The following is a 16,245-nucleotide window of genomic DNA, read 5'->3' as shown; positions in this document are numbered from 1 at the left end:
CCGGGACGGGGTCAGGTGAACAGTCGGTGTCCGTTGCCCGGAGGCCCTCCGGAATCGTGGGACGGGCTCCCGGCGCGAACTAGTGTTCCCAACGTCCAGCTCACTCCTTCCTGGGAGGAGGTCGCCTTGACGACCCTCCACCAGGTTCCCGCCCAGCGCCAGCGCTCCATCCCCTGGCGCTCGTGGGGAACCTTCCTGCTCCTCGCTGGGCCCAACGTCGCGCTCCTGGTCCTGTTCGTCTACAAGCCGCTGATCCAGAACGTGCAGTACTCGCTGCTGCACTGGAACCTGGGTTCGGACACGGCGACGTTCATCGGCCTGCAGAACTACCTGAACTACTTCCACGACCCGAAGACGCCGGCGGTCCTGCTAACGACGGCGATCTTCGCGGTCGTCACCGTCGGCGGGTGCATGTCCATCGGTCTCGCGCTCGCCCGCCTCCTCGACCGGAAGCTGCACGGACGGACGTTCGTCCGCGCCGCGGTGTTCGCGCCCTACGTCCTGTCGGGTGTCGCCGTCGGCATGTGCTGGCTGTTCGTGTTCGATCCCCAGTACGGCCTCGTCTCGGGGTTGCTGCGGGGGCTCGGGATCACCTCGCCGAACTGGTACAACGACCCGCAGTGGTCGCTGGCCATGGTCTGCATCGTCTACCTGTGGAAGTACGTCGGGTACGTCGCCATCATCTACCTGGCCGCCCTGCAGTCGGTCCCGGACGACATCCTGGAAGCCGCCCAGATCGACGGGGCCTCCCCGCTGCGGACGTTCTGGTCGATCATCTTCCCGCTGCTCTCGCCCACCACGTTGTTCCTCACCGTCACCGTGTTCATCGAGTCGAACTCCGGGGGCTCGTTCGACATCATCCGGGCGATGACCAAGGGCGGGCCCCTGGAGGGGACGACCACCATGGTCTACCAGGTCTACCAGGAGGCGTTCGTCGACGGTTCCGCCGGGTACGCCTCCGCGATCGCGACCCTGCTGTTCGTCGGGTTGCTGCTCGTCACCCTGGTCCAGATGGTCTTCGTCGAGCGGAAGGTGCACTACCGGTGAGCGTCGACGTCCCCCGCAAGACCTCCGCGGGCGCACCGCGGATCCCCACCCAGCGCGGCGCCCGGCCGGCCGCCGGTGAACCCCGGCGCCGCGTCGACGTCGTCGGCTACGCCTGCCTCGCGGTGGCGGCGCTCATCATGGTCGTGCCGTTGCTGTGGATGGTGTTCGCGTCCTTCAAGCAGCGCAACGAGATCTACACGATCCCGACCCGGTGGCTGCCGGAGTCCCTGGACCTCGCGAACTACCTGGACGTCTTCGCGACCGTGCCCTTCGGGCACTTCCTGCTGAACAGCGTCATCACCACCGTCCTCGGCGCAGGGCTCAAGGTCGTCCTCGGACTGATGTGCGCCTACGCCCTGGTGTTCGTGGAGTTCCCCGGGAAGCGCCTCGTCTTCCTGCTGGTCCTCGCGGCCCTGATGGTGCCGCCGCAGGTCACGCTCATCCCGAACTACACCCTCACCGCCCAGCTCGGCTGGTTGAACACCTACCAGGGGATCATCCTGCCGGGACTGGCCAGTTCGCTGGGGACCTTCCTCTTCCGCCAGCACTTCCAGACGTTCCCGGTCTCCGTCCTGGAGGCCGCGACCCTGGACGGTGCGGGCCACTGGCGCCGGCTGTGGGGGTTCGTCGTACCGCTGTCCGCGCCGACCGTCTCGGCGGTCGCGCTCGTCTCCGTCGTCAGCGAGTGGAACCAGTACCTCTGGCCGCTGCTGGTGACCGACAGCGGGAGCATGATGACCCTGCCCGTGGGTCTGACCCTGCTGCAGAACAACGACGGCATCACCAACTGGGGCGTGCTGATGGCGGGCACGGTGCTCGTGATGCTCCCCATCCTGCTCGTCTTCGTCTTCTTCCAGCGTCGACTCGTGGCCGGTCTGGCCACGGGCGCGCTCGCGAACTGACCACCCGTAGAACTCAGGAGACCCCGTGAACCCCTCGTCCCACGTGCTGCCCCGACGCGGCGTCCTCGCCCTGGCCGGAGCCGGTGCGGCCGCTCTCGGCCTCGCCGCCTGCTCCGGCCCCTCGACCGCCTCCACCGGCGACTCCGCCGCGTCCGTCGCGGCGAAGACCGACTGGAGCAAGGTGACCCCGGCCGACACCGTGACGGTGTGGACGAACCACCCCGGTTCCTCGCAGGCCGTCGAAGCGGAGTTCCTCAAGCGCTTCGCCACCTCGAACCCCGACATCACGGTGAACTTCGTGACCGCGGGCGCGAACTACGACGAGATCTCCCAGAAGTTCCAGGCCGCCCTCACCGGCGACGACCTGCCCGACCTCGTCCTCCTCAGCGACGTCTGGTGGTTCCGCTACGCCCTCAACGGCCAGCTCACCCCGCTCGGCGACGTCCTGTCCGGCGCCGGGGTGGACGTCGCGAACTACAACCCGGGCCTCCTCGGGGACTACCAGTACGCCGACGCGCAGTGGGCGGTCCCCTACTGCCGTTCGACGCCGGTCTTCTACTACAACAAGGCGCACTGGAGCGCCGCCGGTCTGCCCGACCGCGGCCCCGACACCTGGGACGAGTTCCAGCAGTGGTTGCCGAAGCTGGCCGCTGCCGGTACCGGGGCGCAGGCGCCCTACGGTCTCGGCAAGGGCACCGGGAACGCGAGCTGGATCCACCAGAGCATGATCTGGGGCATGGGTGGCGCGCTCAGCGACGACTGGAAGATGACCGTCGACAGCGACCCGGTCCTCAAGGCCAGCGACTACCTGCGCAACTACGTCACGCAGGGCTGGGCGGCCGTCTCCTCCTCCGACCAGGCCTCCGACTTCGGTGCGGGGCTGTACTCCTCCGTCATCGGTTCCACGGGTTCGCTGTCCGGCATCCTCAAGGCCGCGAACTTCGAGGTCGGCAACGCCTTCCTGCCCGGCGGCGCCGCGGGCCGGTTCACCCCCACGGGTGGTGCCGGCTTCGCCATCCCGGCCAAGCGGTCCCCCGAGCAGCAGCTCGCGGCGGCCACGTTGCTGAAGTTCCTCGCCGAGGACGACAACACCGCCTACTTCTCCCAGAACACCGGGTACATGCCCGTCACCACGGGCGCCGTGAACTCCTCCACCATGCAGGAGGTCTACGCGCAGACCCCGCTGTTCAAGACCGCCGTCGACCAGCTCGAGAACGTGCGCAAGCAGGACAACGCCCGGGTCTTCGTCCCCGGCGGCGACCAGTCCACGGTCACCGCGTGGGAGAAGGTCATGCTGCAGGGCACGGCGTCGAAGGACGCCTGGGGCACCGCCCAGGACGAGATCGAGCGCTCCTACGAGTCCGACGTCAAGCCCCTCGTGAAGGCCTGACCCGATGGCCCGCCCGCTCGTGATCGCGCACCGCGGGTACTCCGCGGTGGCACCGGAGAACACGCTCGCCGCCTTCGAAGCGGCACTGCGGGCCGGCGCCGACCTGCTGGAGCTCGACGTCCACCTCGACGCCGACGGAGTGCCGGTGGTCGTGCACGACGGCACCCTGGACCGCACCACGGACACCCGCGGTTCCGTGGAGGAACTCGGCAGCGCGCGCGTGCGGGCGGCCGACGCCGGGGCGTGGTTCGCCCCGGCGTTCGCCGGCCAGCGGGTGCCGACCCTGCGGGAGGTCGTCGACGTGGTCGCCTGCTACCCGCAGGCCGGTCTCCTCGTGGAGTTCAAGGGGGCCTGGGGCCCGGCCGCGGCGTCCGGTGCCGTGGGGTCGTTGCGCCTCGCCGGGGTGGCCGGGCGCAGCATCGTCCAGAGCTTCGACCGGTCGAGCGTCGCCGCGTTGCGCGACGTGGCCCCGGACGTGCGGCGGGCCCTGCTCGTGCTGCAGCCCGGTCCGCCGATGGGTTGGGCCGAGCTGGAACAGTCCCTCCGCGACATCGCCCAGAACCCGTTCACCGCGTTGTCCACCCCCACCGGGGTGGCCTTCGAACAGGCCAGGCGGGCGGTCGCGGAACTGGGGGTGGTGGCGGTCAACCCCTACGTCGCGAGCATCGTCGCCAGCCCCCACGTCGTCGCCGAGTACCACGCGGCAGGCGTCGCGACCTACCCCTACACCGTCGACGAACCCCGGTTGTGGAGCGACCTGCTGCACCACCGCGTCGACGGCATCATCACCAACGACCCCGGCCGCCTCCGCGGTTTCGTCGACGCCCGCGAGGTGCGCCTCGTCCAGGACAGCGCGACGGAGGAGCGGCAGGAGCTGACCGTCGCCGCGACCCGGCAGGGCCACGCCGCCCGCCGCCTCACCTCCGCCTGACGGTTCCCCGGACCCGCCTCAGGAGGTCGTGAGTTCGCTGGGGTCGCCGAACTCCAGGGTCCCGTCCTCGGCCACCCGGGCCCGCACGACCCGGGAGTACCCCTCGGCGACGAGCGCGTCGAAGAGGGGCTGCATCCGCTTGGCCTGCTTCACCAGGGCGACCCGGGCGCCTGCGGCGATGAGTTCCTGCTGCTTGCGCAGCAGTTCCCCGGGGTTCGCGCCGGTCGGGTGGACCAGGGCGATCGCGGGGATCTCCTCGTCTCCGAACGACAGCTCGTCCACGATGCGCTCGAAACCGATCGAGAACCCCGCGGCCGGCAGGTCGCGGCCGGAGAACCGGCCGACCATGTTGTCGTAGCGGCCGCCACCGGCGATCGAGGACGAGCTGCCCGGCATCGACATCTCGAAGATCGGGCCCGTGTAGTACCCCATCCCGCGCACCAGGGTGACGTCGAACTGCACGTCGAGGCCGGGGGCGGAGCGGGCGAGGGCGTCGGCGATCTCGCGGAGCCGGACGACGACCTCGGTGGGGACGGCCTCGGGCAGCGCGGACTCGAGGACGCCCGGGGTGCGGACGTCGCGCAGCGGCAGCAGTTCGGTCAGCGACTTCTCCAGCGCGGAGACCGACCCCTCGTCGAACCCCTTGGACCGCAGTTCCGCGAGGACCCCGTCGAGCCCGACCTTGTCGGCCTTGTCGACGGTGATGAGCACACTGCCGTGGGCGTCCTCGGCGAAACCGCACCCGGTGAGCAGCCCCGTCAGGACACCCCGGTCGTTGAGGCGCAGCGTCGTGCCCGTGAGGCCGAGGCGCGTCAGCGCGGTGTGCGTCGCGGTCACGAGCTCGACCTCGGCGAGGCTGCCGGGTTCGCCGACGATGTCGATGTCGCACTGCACGAACTGGCGGTAGCGACCCTTCTGCGGACGCTCCGCCCGCCAGACCGGCCCGATCTGCAGCGCCTTGAACGGCATCCGAAGCGCCGCCGCGTTCGAGGCGACGTAGCGGGTGAGGGGCACGGTGAGGTCGAAGCGCAGACCCAGGTCCGCGGCGTCGCCGGGCAGCAGGGCCTCGTCGGCCGCGAGCCCCCGGCGCATGACCTTGAACAGCATCTTCTCGTTCTCGCCACCCTGCCCCGACTCCAGCCGGGACAGTTCCTCCAGCGCCGGCGTCTCGACCTCGTCGAAGCCGAAGGAGCGGTACACCTCGCGGATCACGTGCAGCGCGTGCTCCCGGCGGGCCTTGTCGACGGGGAGGATGTCACGCATGCCCCGCGCGGGGACGACCTTCGCTGCCATGCCCCCATCGTAGGAGAGGCGACCGGAGGCTCCGTCCGCGTGCGGGGCGGGGTCAGGGCTGGGCCAGGACGGCGCGCGCCAGGGAGGTGTGGGTGATCAGGGTCGAGACGATGCCGCTGCGCAGCGCGGTCGCGGTGGCCTCGCCGCGCTGGTCGCCGCAGGCCATCGCGATGACGTCCGGGGTCGCCCGCAGCTGCGGACCGGTCACCCCGATGACGCGGTCGGCGAGGGCGTCCACCTCCTTGCCGTCGATCCCCAGCAGGACCCCGGTGATCTCGGCGACGACCCCGGCCTGGGAGAGCGCGTCGCGGTCGGCGTCCCCGAGGGAGTCCAGCGCCGTGGACTCACCCGGGCGCCAGGCCCCCACGGACACGACGGCCTTCGTCAGCCGGTCGAGTTCGGCCAGCGCCTCGCTGATGCCGGACTGCGAGCGCAGACCGTCGGCGGTGGCGGCGTCGGGGACGGCGAGGGGTGCGTAGAAGGTCGTCGAGGAGGATCCCGTCGCCTCCGCCATCCGCCGGACGAGCTCGACGGCGCTCTCCTCCACGTCCGGGCGCGGCAGGGCACCGGAGAGCTGGACGAAGCGGCAGCCGATGTTCGCCCCGACGGAGGCGGCCAGCAGGGAGATCGTGCGGCCCCAGGCGAGTCCGACGACGTCCTCGGCCGTGACGCTCTCCTCCAGCAGGCCCGCGGTGAAGTTCGCGACGGCCCGGCGCTGACCCACCACGGTGTCCTCGTCGGGCTTCACGACGTAGACCGCCCGCACGCCGAAGCGCTCGCGCAGCGCGTCGGCGAGCTCTCCGTCCAGGGAACTCGGGACGACGACCTCGATCTGCACGAGGCCGGCCTCCTGGGCGTCCGCCAGCAGCCGGGCGACCTTGAACCGGCTCACCCCGAGCTGCTTGGCGATCTCGACCTTGGTCAGGCCCTCGACGTAGAAGCGCCGGGCGGCGGCCGCCGCGAGTGCGAGCGCACTCGTGGACATCCGTCGCGAGGCGGTACCGCGGGCCGGCGTCTTCGCCATGGCACCTCCTTCGCCGACCGTGGTGTCCGGTCGGGCTGACGTCGGGTGGAGAACGGGCACTGCGAGTTGACAGCTGCGTGCGACGCGGGTCACGATCAGCACAGCTGAGAGTAGCCCGCTCATTTGAGCGGTTGCAACGGCCGCGAGCCGGAGCACCTTGTCGACGAAGACACTGGAGGGGACACGATGGCTGGACGTCAGGGCCTGTCGAAGAAGGACGCCGCACCGGGCGCGGTCGCGTCGGCGGCGAACTCGCCGCTGAGCCGCCGGGCAGCCACCACACTGAGCCGCCGGGCAGCTCTGGGTGGCGCGGCCGGTGTCGGTACCGCCGCCGCGCTGAGCGCCTGCTCGGGCGCCGGCGGCGGGACCACGAGTGGCGGCGGTGGTGGCGGTGACAGCAAGACGATCAACGTCATCATGGTCAACAACCCGCAGATGGTGGACCTGCAGAAGCTCACCGCGGACAACTTCACCAAGGACACCGGCATCACCGTGAAGTACACGGTCCTGCCCGAGAACGACGTCCGCGACAAGATCAGCCAGGAGTTCTCCAGCCAGGCCGGTCAGTACGACGTCGCGTCGATCTCGAACTACGAGGTCCCGTTCTACTCCAAGAACGACTGGCTCGCCCCGATGGACGACTTCATCAAGGCGGACTCCGCGTTCGGCCAGGACGACATCCTCAAGCCGCTGGCCACCGCCCTGACCGGCGACGACGGCAAGGTCTACGGCGAGCCGTTCTACGGCGAGTCCTCGTTCCTGATGTACCGCAAGGACGTCTTCGAGGCCAACGGCATCACGATGCCGGACAAGCCGACCTGGGACGAGGTCGCGGGTTTCGCGGCCCAGCTCGACGGCAAGACGCCCGGCATGAAGGGCATCGCGCTGCGCGGCCAGCCCGGCTGGGGCCAGGTCTTCGCCCCGCTCACGACGGTGGTCAACACCTTCGGGGGCACCTGGTTCGACGAGGACTGGACCGCCCAGGTCAACGCCCCGGAGTTCGTGGCCGCGACGAAGTTCTACGTCGACCTCGTCACGGCGCACGGCGAGTCCGGCGCCCCGCAGGCCGGCTTCACCGAGTGCCTCAACGGCATGACCCAGTCCCAGGTCGCCATGTGGTACGACGCGACCTCCGCCGCCGGTTCGCTGGACGCCAGCGGTTCCCCGGTGGCCGGCAAGATGGGCTACGTCGCCGCCCCCGTGAGCCAGACCGACTCCTCCGGCTGGCTGTACACCTGGGCGTGGGGCATCCAGAAGGCCTCCAAGAACCAGGAGAACGCCTGGAAGTTCGTCTCCTGGGCCTCCAGCAAGGAGTACGAGGAACTCGTCGGCAAGCAGGTCGGCTGGGCCAGCGTGCCCGCGGGCAAGCGCAACTCGACCTACGAGAACGCCGACTACCAGAAGTCGGCCGCCCCGTTCTACAAGGCGACCCAGGACGCCATCAACGCCGCGAACCCGGAGGACCCGGGTGTGCAGAAGCGTCCGGCCGCCGGCATCCAGTTCGTGGCCATCCCCGAGTTCGCCGACATGGCGACCCAGGTCTCGCAGCTCGTCTCCTCGGCCATCGCCGGTCAGATGAGCGTCGAGGACGCCCTCGACCAGGGCCAGGACCTCGCGACCAAGCTGGTCAGCGACAAGTACAAGAAGTGAGTCGTCGCCGCGACCCCCGGGTTCCCCGGGGGTCGCGGTCCCTCGTTCGGCCCCGTCAGTGGGTTCCCCTCCCCGGAAGCACAGAGGACGTCCTTCCATGAGCACATCGAGCACCACGGCTGACAACCTCTCCAAGGTGGGGCCGGACAGGCCCCAGCGCAACGCGGGTCAGGCGCGCAGAGCCGCCGACTGGGCCCGCCGGGCGCCCCTCCTCCCCGCGCTGCTGTTCACGATCGTCGTGACGCAGTTGCCGTTCCTGGCGACCATCGTCATCTCGTTCATGAACTGGAACTCCTACTACCCGCAGGACCGCGGGTTCGGTGGCATCTCCAACTACGTCTCGGTCTTCACGAACGCCCAGCTCCGCGGTGCGGTGTGGAACACCGTCCTGCTGACCGTCACCGTCGTCGCGGTCAGCCTCGTCCTGGGCATGCTCATCGCCCTGCTGCTGGACCGGAAGTTCATGGGCCGCGGGGCGGTCCGCACGATGATGATCGCGCCGTTCCTCGTCGTCCCGATCGCGGCCGCGCTGCTGTGGAAGCACGCCCTGTTCAACCCGAACTACGGCCTGCTCAACGGCACGCTCAACGCGATCTGGAAGCTCTTCGGCTCCGACGGCGCACCCCAGGTCGACTGGCTCTCGACCGCCCCGAAGATCGCCATCGAGGTCTCCCTCATCTGGCAGTGGACCCCGTTCATGATGCTGATCCTGCTCGCCGGCCTGCAGTCCAAGCCGGCCGACGCCGAGGAGGCCGCCCGCATGGACGGCGCCACCGGGTTCCAGATCTTCCGCTACCTGACCTTCCCGCACCTGCGCCAGTACCTCGAACTCGGCGGTCTGCTCGGGGCCATCTACATCGTGCAGAACTTCGACGCCGTCTTCACCATCACCGCCGGTGGTCTGGGCACCGCGAACCTGCCGTACACGATCTACCAGACCGTGTTCTCCGCCCACGACTACGGCCTCGCCTCGGCGATGGGTGTCGTCGTCGTCATCGCCACCATCATCGTCGCGAACTTCGCCCTCCGCGTCGTCGCGAGCATGTTCAAGCAGGAGGCCGGTCGATGAGCACCATCGCGAACAGTGGAACGCTCAAGGCGAACACCAACGCCCACGTCCCGACCTCCAAGCGGGAACAGCGTGCCCGCGAGATGAACCGCAGCAAGCCGATCTGGGGGCTCATCGCCTGGATCGTCGGCATCCTCTTCGTGCTGCCGGTCCTGTGGATGGTCCTCACCTCGCTGCACTCCGAGACCGACGCGGCGACCAACCCGCCGTCGATCGCCGCCGGGCTGACCCTCGACGGGTACCGGTCGTTCTTCTCCGCGCAGCCCGCCGCACCGCTCATCAACTCGGCGATGGCGTCGGTCATCTCGACCCTGATCGTCCTGGCCCTGGCGATCCCCGCGGCGTTCGCGCTCTCGATCCGTCCGGTCCAGAAGTGGACCGACGTCATGTTCTTCTTCCTGTCGACGAAGTTCATGCCGCTCGTCGCCGGGCTGCTGCCGCTGTACCTGTTCGCGACCAAGACGGGCACGCTGGACAACATCTGGCTGCTGATCGTCCTCTACACCTCGATGAACCTGCCCATCGCGGTCTGGATGATGCAGTCGTTCCTGGCCGAGGTCCCCGGCGAGATGCTCGAGGCGGCCTCCATCGACGGCGCCGGGCTGATCCGGATGCTCTGGTCGATCGTCCGTCCCGTCGCCATGCCGGGGGTGGCCGCCACGGCGCTCATCTGCTTCATCTTCAGCTGGAACGAACTGCTGCTGGCGCGGACCCTGACCGGGACGATCGCCGGCACCGCTCCGGTGTTCCTCACCGGTTTCGTCACCAGCCAGGGCCTGTTCCTGGCGCAGCTGTGCGCCGCGGCGACCGTCATCTCGCTGCCGGTCCTCGTGGCCGGGTTCGCCGCCCAGGACAAGCTCGTGCAGGGTCTGTCCATGGGTGCCGTGAAGTGACCCACCCGTCCACCGCAACCCCTGGAGCGCTTCCGTGACCTCCACCACCACCGCACTGCCGCTGACCCCGGAGAACCTCGCCGCCATCGGCGAGCGCGTACCCGTCCCCGGCTACGACCGGTCGCAGGTGACGCCCGGGATCGTCCACCTGGGAGTCGGTGGTTTCCACCGCGCGCACCAGGCGATGTACCTGGACCGCCTGATGAACGAGGGCAAGGCGCTGGACTGGGGCATCCGCGGCATCGGCGTGCTGCCGCACGACCGGCGGATGAAGGAGGTCATGGACGCCCAGGGAGGCCTGTACACCCTGGTGCTGAAGGACCCCGACGGTTCCCGCGAACCCCGTGTCATCGGTTCCATCCTCGACTTCATCCTCGCCCCCGAGGACACCGAGGGGGCGGTGGAGGCGATGGCCGACCCGCGGATCCGCATCGTCTCCCTCACGGTCACCGAGGGCGGCTACAACATCGACGCGGTCAGCGGCGAGTTCGTCCTCACCGAGGAGAAGGTCGCGGCGGACCTCGCCGACGGCGCCGTCCCGCAGACGTCGTTCGGTCTGGTCACCGAGGCGCTGCGCCGTCGCCGCGACCGCGGGATCCCGCCCTTCACGGTGATGTCCTGCGACAACATCCAGGGCAACGGTCACGTCGCGCACCAGGTGTTCGTGGCGTTCGCGAAGGCCAAGGACGCCGAGCTCGGCACCTGGATCGACGAGCACGTGAAGTTCCCCAACTGCATGGTCGACCGGATCACCCCCGGCACCACCGACGACGACCGCGCCGAGGTGCGCGAGGCGTTCGGCGTCGAGGACGCCTGGCCCGTGGTCTGCGAACCGTTCGTGCAGTGGGTCCTGGAGGACGACTTCGGCCTCGGCCGGCCGCCCTACGAGGACGCGGGCGTCCAGGTCGTCGACGACGTCGAGCCCTACGAGCTGATGAAGCTCCGGCTGCTCAACGCCAGTCACCAGGCGCTGTGCTACTTCGGCTACCTCACCGGCTACCGACTGGTCCACGAGGTCGCGCAGGACCCGCTGTTCGCGACGTTCCTGCTGGGGTACATGGAACGCGAGGGGTCCCCGACCCTGGCCCCCGTCCCCGGGATCGACCTGGACGCCTACCGCCACGAACTCGTCAGCCGGTTCTCCAACGGCGAGGTCCGCGACACCGTGGCGCGGCTGTGCAACGAGAGCTCCGACCGCATCCCGAAGTGGTTGCTGCCGGTGGTCCGGCACCAGATCGCGCACGGCGGCGAGTTCTTCCGCGCCGCCGCCGTCGTGGCCAGCTGGGCCCGCTACGCCGAGGGGGTCGACGAGCAGGGCGAGCAGATCGAGGTGTCGGACCGCATCGCGGACCGCCTCGTGGCGACCGCGCAGCGCAACCGCACCGACCCGACGGCCTTCATCGCCGACCGGACCCTCTTCGGCGACCTCGTCGACGACGAGGCGTTCGTCGCGGAGTACACCGCGACGCTGGCCTCGTTGCACGCCCACGGCGCCCGCGCGACCCTCGAGGCGATCGTCGCCCGCTGACCCCGTCCCGACTCCTGGGGAGCTCTCCACCCTTCCGGCGCTGCCGAAGGGTGGAAAGCTCCCCAGAAGTCGTTGCGGGGGGCGGGTGGGGCCTCAGAAGCCGGCGACCTCGTGGGGTTCGTAGGGGGCCTCGAGCTCGGCGACCTCGTCGGCGGTGAGCTCCAGCTCGATCGCCGCGAGGGCGTCCTCGAGGTGCTGGGGCTTGGTGGCGCCGACGATGGGGGCGACCACGACCGGGTTCTGCGCGACCCAGGCCAGCGCGACCTGGGCGCGGGAGACCCCGCGGCGCTCGGCGACCCGCGCCACCGCCGCGACCACGTCGGCGTCGGAGTCGCGGTAGAGGGTCTTGCCGAACTCGTCCTTCTCGGAGCGGTTCGTCGTGGCGTCCCAGTCGCGCGTGAGCTTGCCGCGGGCCAGCGGGCTCCAGGGGATGACCCCGACGCCCTCGTCGGCGCACAGCGGCAGCATCTCCCGCTCCTCCTCGCGGTAGAGGAGGTTGTAGTGGTCCTGCATCGTCGAGAATCGGGTCCAGCCGTTGAGGTCCTGCAGGTGCAGGGCCTTCGAGAACTGCCACGCCCACATCGAGCTGGCGCCGAGGTAGCGGACCTTCCCGGCCGCGACGACGTCGTGCAGGGCCTGCAGCGTCTCCTCGAGCGGGACGGTGGGGTCGAAGCGGTGGATCTGGTAGAGGTCGACGTAGTCCGTCCCGAGGCGGCGCAGCGAGTTGTCGATCTCGGTGAGGATCGCGTTCCGGGAGAGCCCCGCACCGTTGGGTCCCGGGCGCATGCGGCCGTGGACCTTGGTGGCGATGACGAGGTCCTCGCGGCGCGCGGCCTTGAGCAGGACATCGCCCAGGATCTCCTCGCTGGAACCGTCGGAGTAGACGTTGGCCGTGTCGAAGAAGTTGACGCCGGCGTCGAGCGCGCGGTGCAGGAAGGGGGCGCTCTCCTCCGCGGGCAGCGTCCACCCGTGGTTGCCCCGGGCCGGGTCGCCGTAGCTCATGCACCCGAGGACGAGCCGGGAGACCTCGAGGCCGGTGTGACCGAGTTTCACGTAGTCCATGACGCGATCGTGCCCGATCACCCGTTCGGCTGCCTGCGCAGGCGGAGGAACGGACGATCGAACGATCCGTGGTGATCGATCGATCTTGACCCTCGTCGGGGCGCTCCGGCACGGTGACGCCACTCGACGAGGAGTCCAAGCATGCCCCTTCCGCAGCACAGCAGAACCCGTTTCGCCGTCATCGGCGCGGGCGTGATCGCCCGTCAGCACGGCGCCGTCCTCGGCCAGCTGGCCGAGGAGGCCGAACTCGTCGCGGTGGTGGACCCGGTCGTGGAACGCGCCCAGGCCTTCGCCGCGGAGCACGGAGGTCAGGTCCACGCCACGTTGACGCAGGCCCTGGCGGGCGTGCCCTTCGACGTCGCGGTCGTCTGCACCCCGACCGGCACCCACGGCGAGCTGACCGTGCAGGCGCTGGAGGCCGGCAAGCACGTCGTGGTCGAGAAGCCGGCGGAGATCTCGCCCGAGCGGATCGACGAGATGGTCCGGGCCCGCGACCGCGCCGGCACCCTGGTCTCGGTCATCTCCCAGCACCGCTTCGACCCGGCGACGGAGATCGTCGTGGCCGCGGTGGCCCGCGGGGAGTTCGGCCGGCTGACCTCCGCGACCGCCTCGATCGACTGGTGGCGCGGGCAGAGCTACTACGACTCCGGCGACTGGCGCGGCACGTGGGCGCTGGACGGCGGCGGGGCCCTCATGAACCAGGGCGTGCACACCGTCGACCTCCTGATCGCCACGATGGGCCGGCCGGTGGAGGTGTTCGGCTGGACCGCCGTCCGGGCCCACGAGCGCATCGAGGTCGAGGACGTCGCGACGGGCGTCGTGCGCTTCGCGTCGGGGGCCATCGCGACCCTGCACGGTTCCACCGCCGTCCACCCCGGCCTCAGCACCCGGTTGCAGGTCCACGGCGACCGCGGCTCGGCGGTGATCGAGGACGACCGTCTCGTGTACTTCCACGCGACGCCGCCCGGTGGAGCGCCGCAGGAGACGCTCATGGGCGCCCGCGGCGCGGGCACCAACCAGGTCGAGCGCTTCGGTGGACCGGAGGCGACCGCGCCGGTGACCAGCCTCCCGGGCCGGATGTCCGACGCGCACCTGGCCCAGTACCGCAACGTCCTGGCCGCCCTGCGGGGTGAGGCGGAACTGCGGGTCGGCCTGGAGGAGAACCGCCTCGCGGTCGCCGTGATCACCGGCCTCTACGAGTCCGCCCGGACGTCGCGTCCGGTGGCGCTGGCCCCGTCCCTGCAGAGAACCCCCTGACCGTCAGATCGAACGAGGAGACGACGATGACGTCTGGACGACCCGGCCGCAGGGTCGCGGCGAACCCCATCCCGTACTGGTCGCAGGCCGGGAAGACCCGGGAGGTCTTCGAGCAGGCCTTCCGCGACTTCCAGCAGATCGGCTTCACCGCGGTGAAGGCCGACCTCCCGGCCGGGATGACGACGGGGGAGTACGCGGACTGGATCGCGGGTTTCGGGCTCAGCCCCTCGATCGGGCTCTTCAGCAGCGCGCTGGACGAGACCGTCGAGATGGCCGACGTGCTCGAGCAGGCCCGGCGCTTCGGCGCCGAACAGGCGGAACTCGGTCTCGACCGCACGATGCTCTCGTCCATGTCCCTGCCCGAACGCCTCGAGCGCCCGGCCGTCGGGGCCGGGTTCGACCAGGGCCGTCTCGACCGGGCGATCGAGAACGCCGGCCGGGTCTGCGCGGTGCTGATCGCCGAGGGGGTCCGGCCGCTGCACCACTCCCACGTCGGGGGTGTGTTCGAGACCGAACACGAGATCACCTCCCTGCTGGACGACCTCGGACCCGACCTCATCGGTTTCGGGCCGGACACCGGGCACCTGCGGTGGGCGGGGATCGACCCCGTCGCCCTCGTCCGGCGCTACGCCGACCGCACCGGCGGGATCCACCTCAAGGACCTCCACCCCGACCACCTCGACGGGGCCGGTGGCGGCGGGACGTACCGCGAGAAGGCGAGCAGCGGGCGGTTGTGGGCGGAACCCGGACGGGGCGTCCTCGACCTCGCCGCGGTGCTCGACGCCCTCCCCGACGACTACGACGGGGACTACATGATCGAGGTCGACCACCCGAGCGTGGGTTCCCTCCACGAGTCCCACCGGATCTCGTGGGAGTGGGCGCGGGACCACCTCTCCGCGGTGACCGTTCCGTGACCTGAACAGCCCCGGATGCGTTGCGGCAGAGCACGACGCGTCTCAGGAAACCTTCCGCTGCGACCCCCGCCGTGCTAGCGTCGGAACAGCGGTCGAGGTAAGCGTTTACCGCGTCGGCAGGTCCACCAGCGTCGGGGACCGGCCCCGCAGGAACCCGGTGCTCGAACTCGGACTGTCCGGCCAACCCCCGTGCAGGTGACGTGGCAGGAGCTCAAAGGTGAGACAGAACTCTTCCGGTGAGAAGTCGTCGGTCGCGGCTGCGGTCGGGAACCTCTCCGTCGGCAGCGCCCCGGCGAAACCCCCGCGGCGCGGATCCCGTGCGCCGCGCGCCCCCCGGCGCCGCTGGTCGCGCGACAGGCTGCTCCTCGTCGCACTGGGTCTCCCCGGTGCGATCGCCCTGGTGGCGTTCCAGTACCTTCCCCTCCTGGGCAACGTCATCGCCTGGAAGGACTACCAGCCCTACCTGAGCATCTCCGAGTCGGACTGGGTCGGTTGGCAGAACTTCTCGTTCCTGTGGGACGGGAACCCGGCGTTCCGCAACGCCCTGTGGAACACGATCGTCCTCACGATCATCCAGACGGTGCTGGTCTTCCCGGTCCCCCTGGTGATCGCCCTGGTGCTGAACAGCCTCTCCGGGGAGCGTCTGAAGCGGATCCTGCAGTCGATCCTCTACCTGCCGCACTTCCTGTCCTGGGTGATCGTCGTCGCGCTGTTCCAGCAGATGCTGGGCAACGCGGGCATGCTGAACACCTTCCTCGTGCAGAACGACTTCCCGATCATCAACATCATCGGGGTTCCGGAGTTGTTCAAGGCGCTGGTCACCAGCCAGGTGATCTGGAAGGACGCCGGCTGGGGAACCATCATCTTCCTCGCCGCGATCTCCCGCGTCGACCAGGAGCAGTACGAGGCGGCCGCGGTGGACGGTGCGAACGCACGGCAACGCCTCTGGTACATCACGTTGCCGGCCCTCAAGGGGCTCATCATCCTGTTGCTCATCCTCCGCCTGGGCAGCAGCCTCTCGGTGGGGTTCGAGCAGATCATCCTGCAGCAGGGACCGGTCGGCCTGCAGGCCAGTGAGGTCCTGGACACCTGGGTCTACAACAACGGCATCCTCGGCGGTGAGTGGGGAACCTCGGCGGCCGCAGGCCTGATCAAGGGCCTGGTCGGAGTCCTCCTCGTCGTCGGCGCGAACAAGTTGGCTCACCTCTTCGGTGAGAGAGGGGTGTACGAGAAGTGACCACCGTCGAGAACGCGACCATCGGTGACGACACCGTCCCGTCGTTCC

Annotated in this window: 14 protein-coding genes; 11 read left to right on the top strand and 3 right to left on the bottom strand. The window is 69.9% G+C overall.

What is annotated here, in order from left to right; translation table 11 throughout:
- The first annotated feature begins 126 nt into the window (after positions 1-126).
- From AC0I8G_RS19060 to AC0I8G_RS19045, 4 genes are read left to right on the top strand one after another with little or no spacing between them, the layout of a single operon-like run.
- Positions 127-1,047, top strand: coding sequence for a carbohydrate ABC transporter permease (locus AC0I8G_RS19060; protein WP_328294232.1), 921 nt, complete (start codon positions 127-129; stop codon positions 1,045-1,047).
- A complete protein-coding gene (locus AC0I8G_RS19055; RefSeq protein WP_471731343.1) occupies positions 1,044-1,949 on the top strand; it encodes a carbohydrate ABC transporter permease in 906 nt (301 codons plus the stop codon). Before AC0I8G_RS19060 ends, AC0I8G_RS19055 begins: the two co-directional genes overlap by 4 nt.
- Positions 1,950-1,974: 25 nt before the next feature.
- Positions 1,975-3,339 carry an ABC transporter substrate-binding protein gene (locus AC0I8G_RS19050; RefSeq protein ID WP_471731342.1) on the top strand — a complete coding sequence of 455 codons (1,365 nt, stop codon included), beginning with the start codon at positions 1,975-1,977 and terminating at the stop codon, positions 3,337-3,339.
- 4 nt (positions 3,340-3,343) lie between these two features.
- Positions 3,344-4,270, top strand: a complete 927-nt coding sequence (locus AC0I8G_RS19045; RefSeq protein ID WP_471731341.1) for a glycerophosphodiester phosphodiesterase — start codon at positions 3,344-3,346, stop codon at positions 4,268-4,270.
- Positions 4,271-4,288: 18 nt separating this feature from the next.
- Here AC0I8G_RS19045 and hisS read toward each other — a convergent pair whose 3' ends face one another.
- Both hisS and AC0I8G_RS19035 read right to left on the bottom strand, forming a co-directional pair.
- Complete coding sequence (gene hisS, locus AC0I8G_RS19040) at positions 4,289-5,563, bottom strand: histidine--tRNA ligase (protein WP_471731340.1); 1,275 nt, start codon at positions 5,561-5,563, stop codon at positions 4,289-4,291.
- 52 nt (positions 5,564-5,615) lie between these two features.
- Positions 5,616-6,587, bottom strand: coding sequence for a sugar-binding transcriptional regulator (locus AC0I8G_RS19035; protein ID WP_471731339.1), 972 nt, complete (start codon positions 6,585-6,587; stop codon positions 5,616-5,618).
- 186 nt (positions 6,588-6,773) lie between these two features.
- On the opposite strand from AC0I8G_RS19035, the gene AC0I8G_RS19030 reads away from it, so the two are divergent.
- The 4 genes from AC0I8G_RS19030 to AC0I8G_RS19015 all read left to right on the top strand — a co-directional run bounded on the left by AC0I8G_RS19030 (position 6,774) and on the right by AC0I8G_RS19015 (position 11,727).
- Positions 6,774-8,237 (top strand): ABC transporter substrate-binding protein, encoded by a 1,464-nt coding sequence (locus AC0I8G_RS19030; RefSeq protein ID WP_471731338.1) that lies wholly within the window; start codon positions 6,774-6,776, stop codon positions 8,235-8,237.
- A 97-nt stretch (positions 8,238-8,334) separates the two neighbouring features.
- Complete coding sequence (locus tag AC0I8G_RS19025; protein WP_380159047.1) at positions 8,335-9,306, top strand: carbohydrate ABC transporter permease; 972 nt, start codon at positions 8,335-8,337, stop codon at positions 9,304-9,306.
- Positions 9,307-9,389: 83 nt separating this feature from the next.
- Positions 9,390-10,199, top strand: coding sequence for a carbohydrate ABC transporter permease (locus AC0I8G_RS19020; protein ID WP_380162266.1), 810 nt, complete (start codon positions 9,390-9,392; stop codon positions 10,197-10,199).
- Positions 10,200-10,233: 34 nt separating this feature from the next.
- Entirely contained in the window at positions 10,234-11,727 is a 1,494-nt protein-coding gene (locus tag AC0I8G_RS19015) for a mannitol dehydrogenase family protein (RefSeq protein WP_471731337.1), read from the top strand.
- 93 nt (positions 11,728-11,820) lie between these two features.
- Here the strand turns inward: AC0I8G_RS19015 and AC0I8G_RS19010 are convergent, their stop codons facing one another.
- The gene (locus AC0I8G_RS19010) at positions 11,821-12,789 is read right to left on the bottom strand and encodes an aldo/keto reductase (protein WP_328294242.1); all 969 of its coding nucleotides are present in this window, start codon (positions 12,787-12,789) and stop codon (positions 11,821-11,823) included.
- A 141-nt stretch (positions 12,790-12,930) separates the two neighbouring features.
- Between AC0I8G_RS19010 and AC0I8G_RS19005 the strand changes: the two genes are divergently transcribed.
- The 3 genes from AC0I8G_RS19005 to AC0I8G_RS18995 all read left to right on the top strand — a co-directional run bounded on the left by AC0I8G_RS19005 (position 12,931) and on the right by AC0I8G_RS18995 (position 16,197).
- Positions 12,931-14,046, top strand: coding sequence for a Gfo/Idh/MocA family protein (locus AC0I8G_RS19005; protein WP_471731336.1), 1,116 nt, complete (start codon positions 12,931-12,933; stop codon positions 14,044-14,046).
- A 26-nt stretch (positions 14,047-14,072) separates the two neighbouring features.
- Positions 14,073-14,960 carry a sugar phosphate isomerase/epimerase family protein gene (locus AC0I8G_RS19000; RefSeq protein WP_471731335.1) on the top strand — a complete coding sequence of 296 codons (888 nt, stop codon included), beginning with the start codon at positions 14,073-14,075 and terminating at the stop codon, positions 14,958-14,960.
- A gap of 217 nt (positions 14,961-15,177) precedes the next feature.
- A complete protein-coding gene (locus AC0I8G_RS18995) occupies positions 15,178-16,197 on the top strand; it encodes an ABC transporter permease subunit (protein WP_471731334.1) in 1,020 nt (339 codons plus the stop codon).
- The last annotated feature ends 48 nt before the right edge of the window (positions 16,198-16,245 follow it).

Source organism: Kineococcus sp. AC630, assembly GCF_979255925.1.
Note: the sequence above shows the minus strand (reverse complement) of the source record. Positions and strands in the feature narration are given on the sequence as shown.

Bases quoted from the DNA above. Each gene is read 5' to 3' on its own strand.
- AC0I8G_RS19030 (WP_471731338.1), top strand. From the start codon at position 6,774: ATGGCTGGACGTCAGGGCCTGTCGAAGAAGGACGCCGCACCGGGCGCG.
- AC0I8G_RS19010 (WP_328294242.1), bottom strand. From the start codon at position 12,789: ATGGACTACGTGAAACTCGGTCACACCGGCCTCGAGGTCTCCCGGCTC.
- hisS (WP_471731340.1), bottom strand. From the start codon at position 5,563: ATGGCAGCGAAGGTCGTCCCCGCGCGGGGCATGCGTGACATCCTCCCC.
- AC0I8G_RS19005 (WP_471731336.1), top strand. From the start codon at position 12,931: ATGCCCCTTCCGCAGCACAGCAGAACCCGTTTCGCCGTCATCGGCGCG.
- AC0I8G_RS19000 (WP_471731335.1), top strand. From the start codon at position 14,073: ATGACGTCTGGACGACCCGGCCGCAGGGTCGCGGCGAACCCCATCCCG.
- AC0I8G_RS19035 (WP_471731339.1), bottom strand. From the start codon at position 6,587: ATGGCGAAGACGCCGGCCCGCGGTACCGCCTCGCGACGGATGTCCACG.
- AC0I8G_RS19025 (WP_380159047.1), top strand. From the start codon at position 8,335: ATGAGCACATCGAGCACCACGGCTGACAACCTCTCCAAGGTGGGGCCG.
- AC0I8G_RS19045 (WP_471731341.1), top strand. From the start codon at position 3,344: ATGGCCCGCCCGCTCGTGATCGCGCACCGCGGGTACTCCGCGGTGGCA.
- AC0I8G_RS19020 (WP_380162266.1), top strand. From the start codon at position 9,390: ATGAACCGCAGCAAGCCGATCTGGGGGCTCATCGCCTGGATCGTCGGC.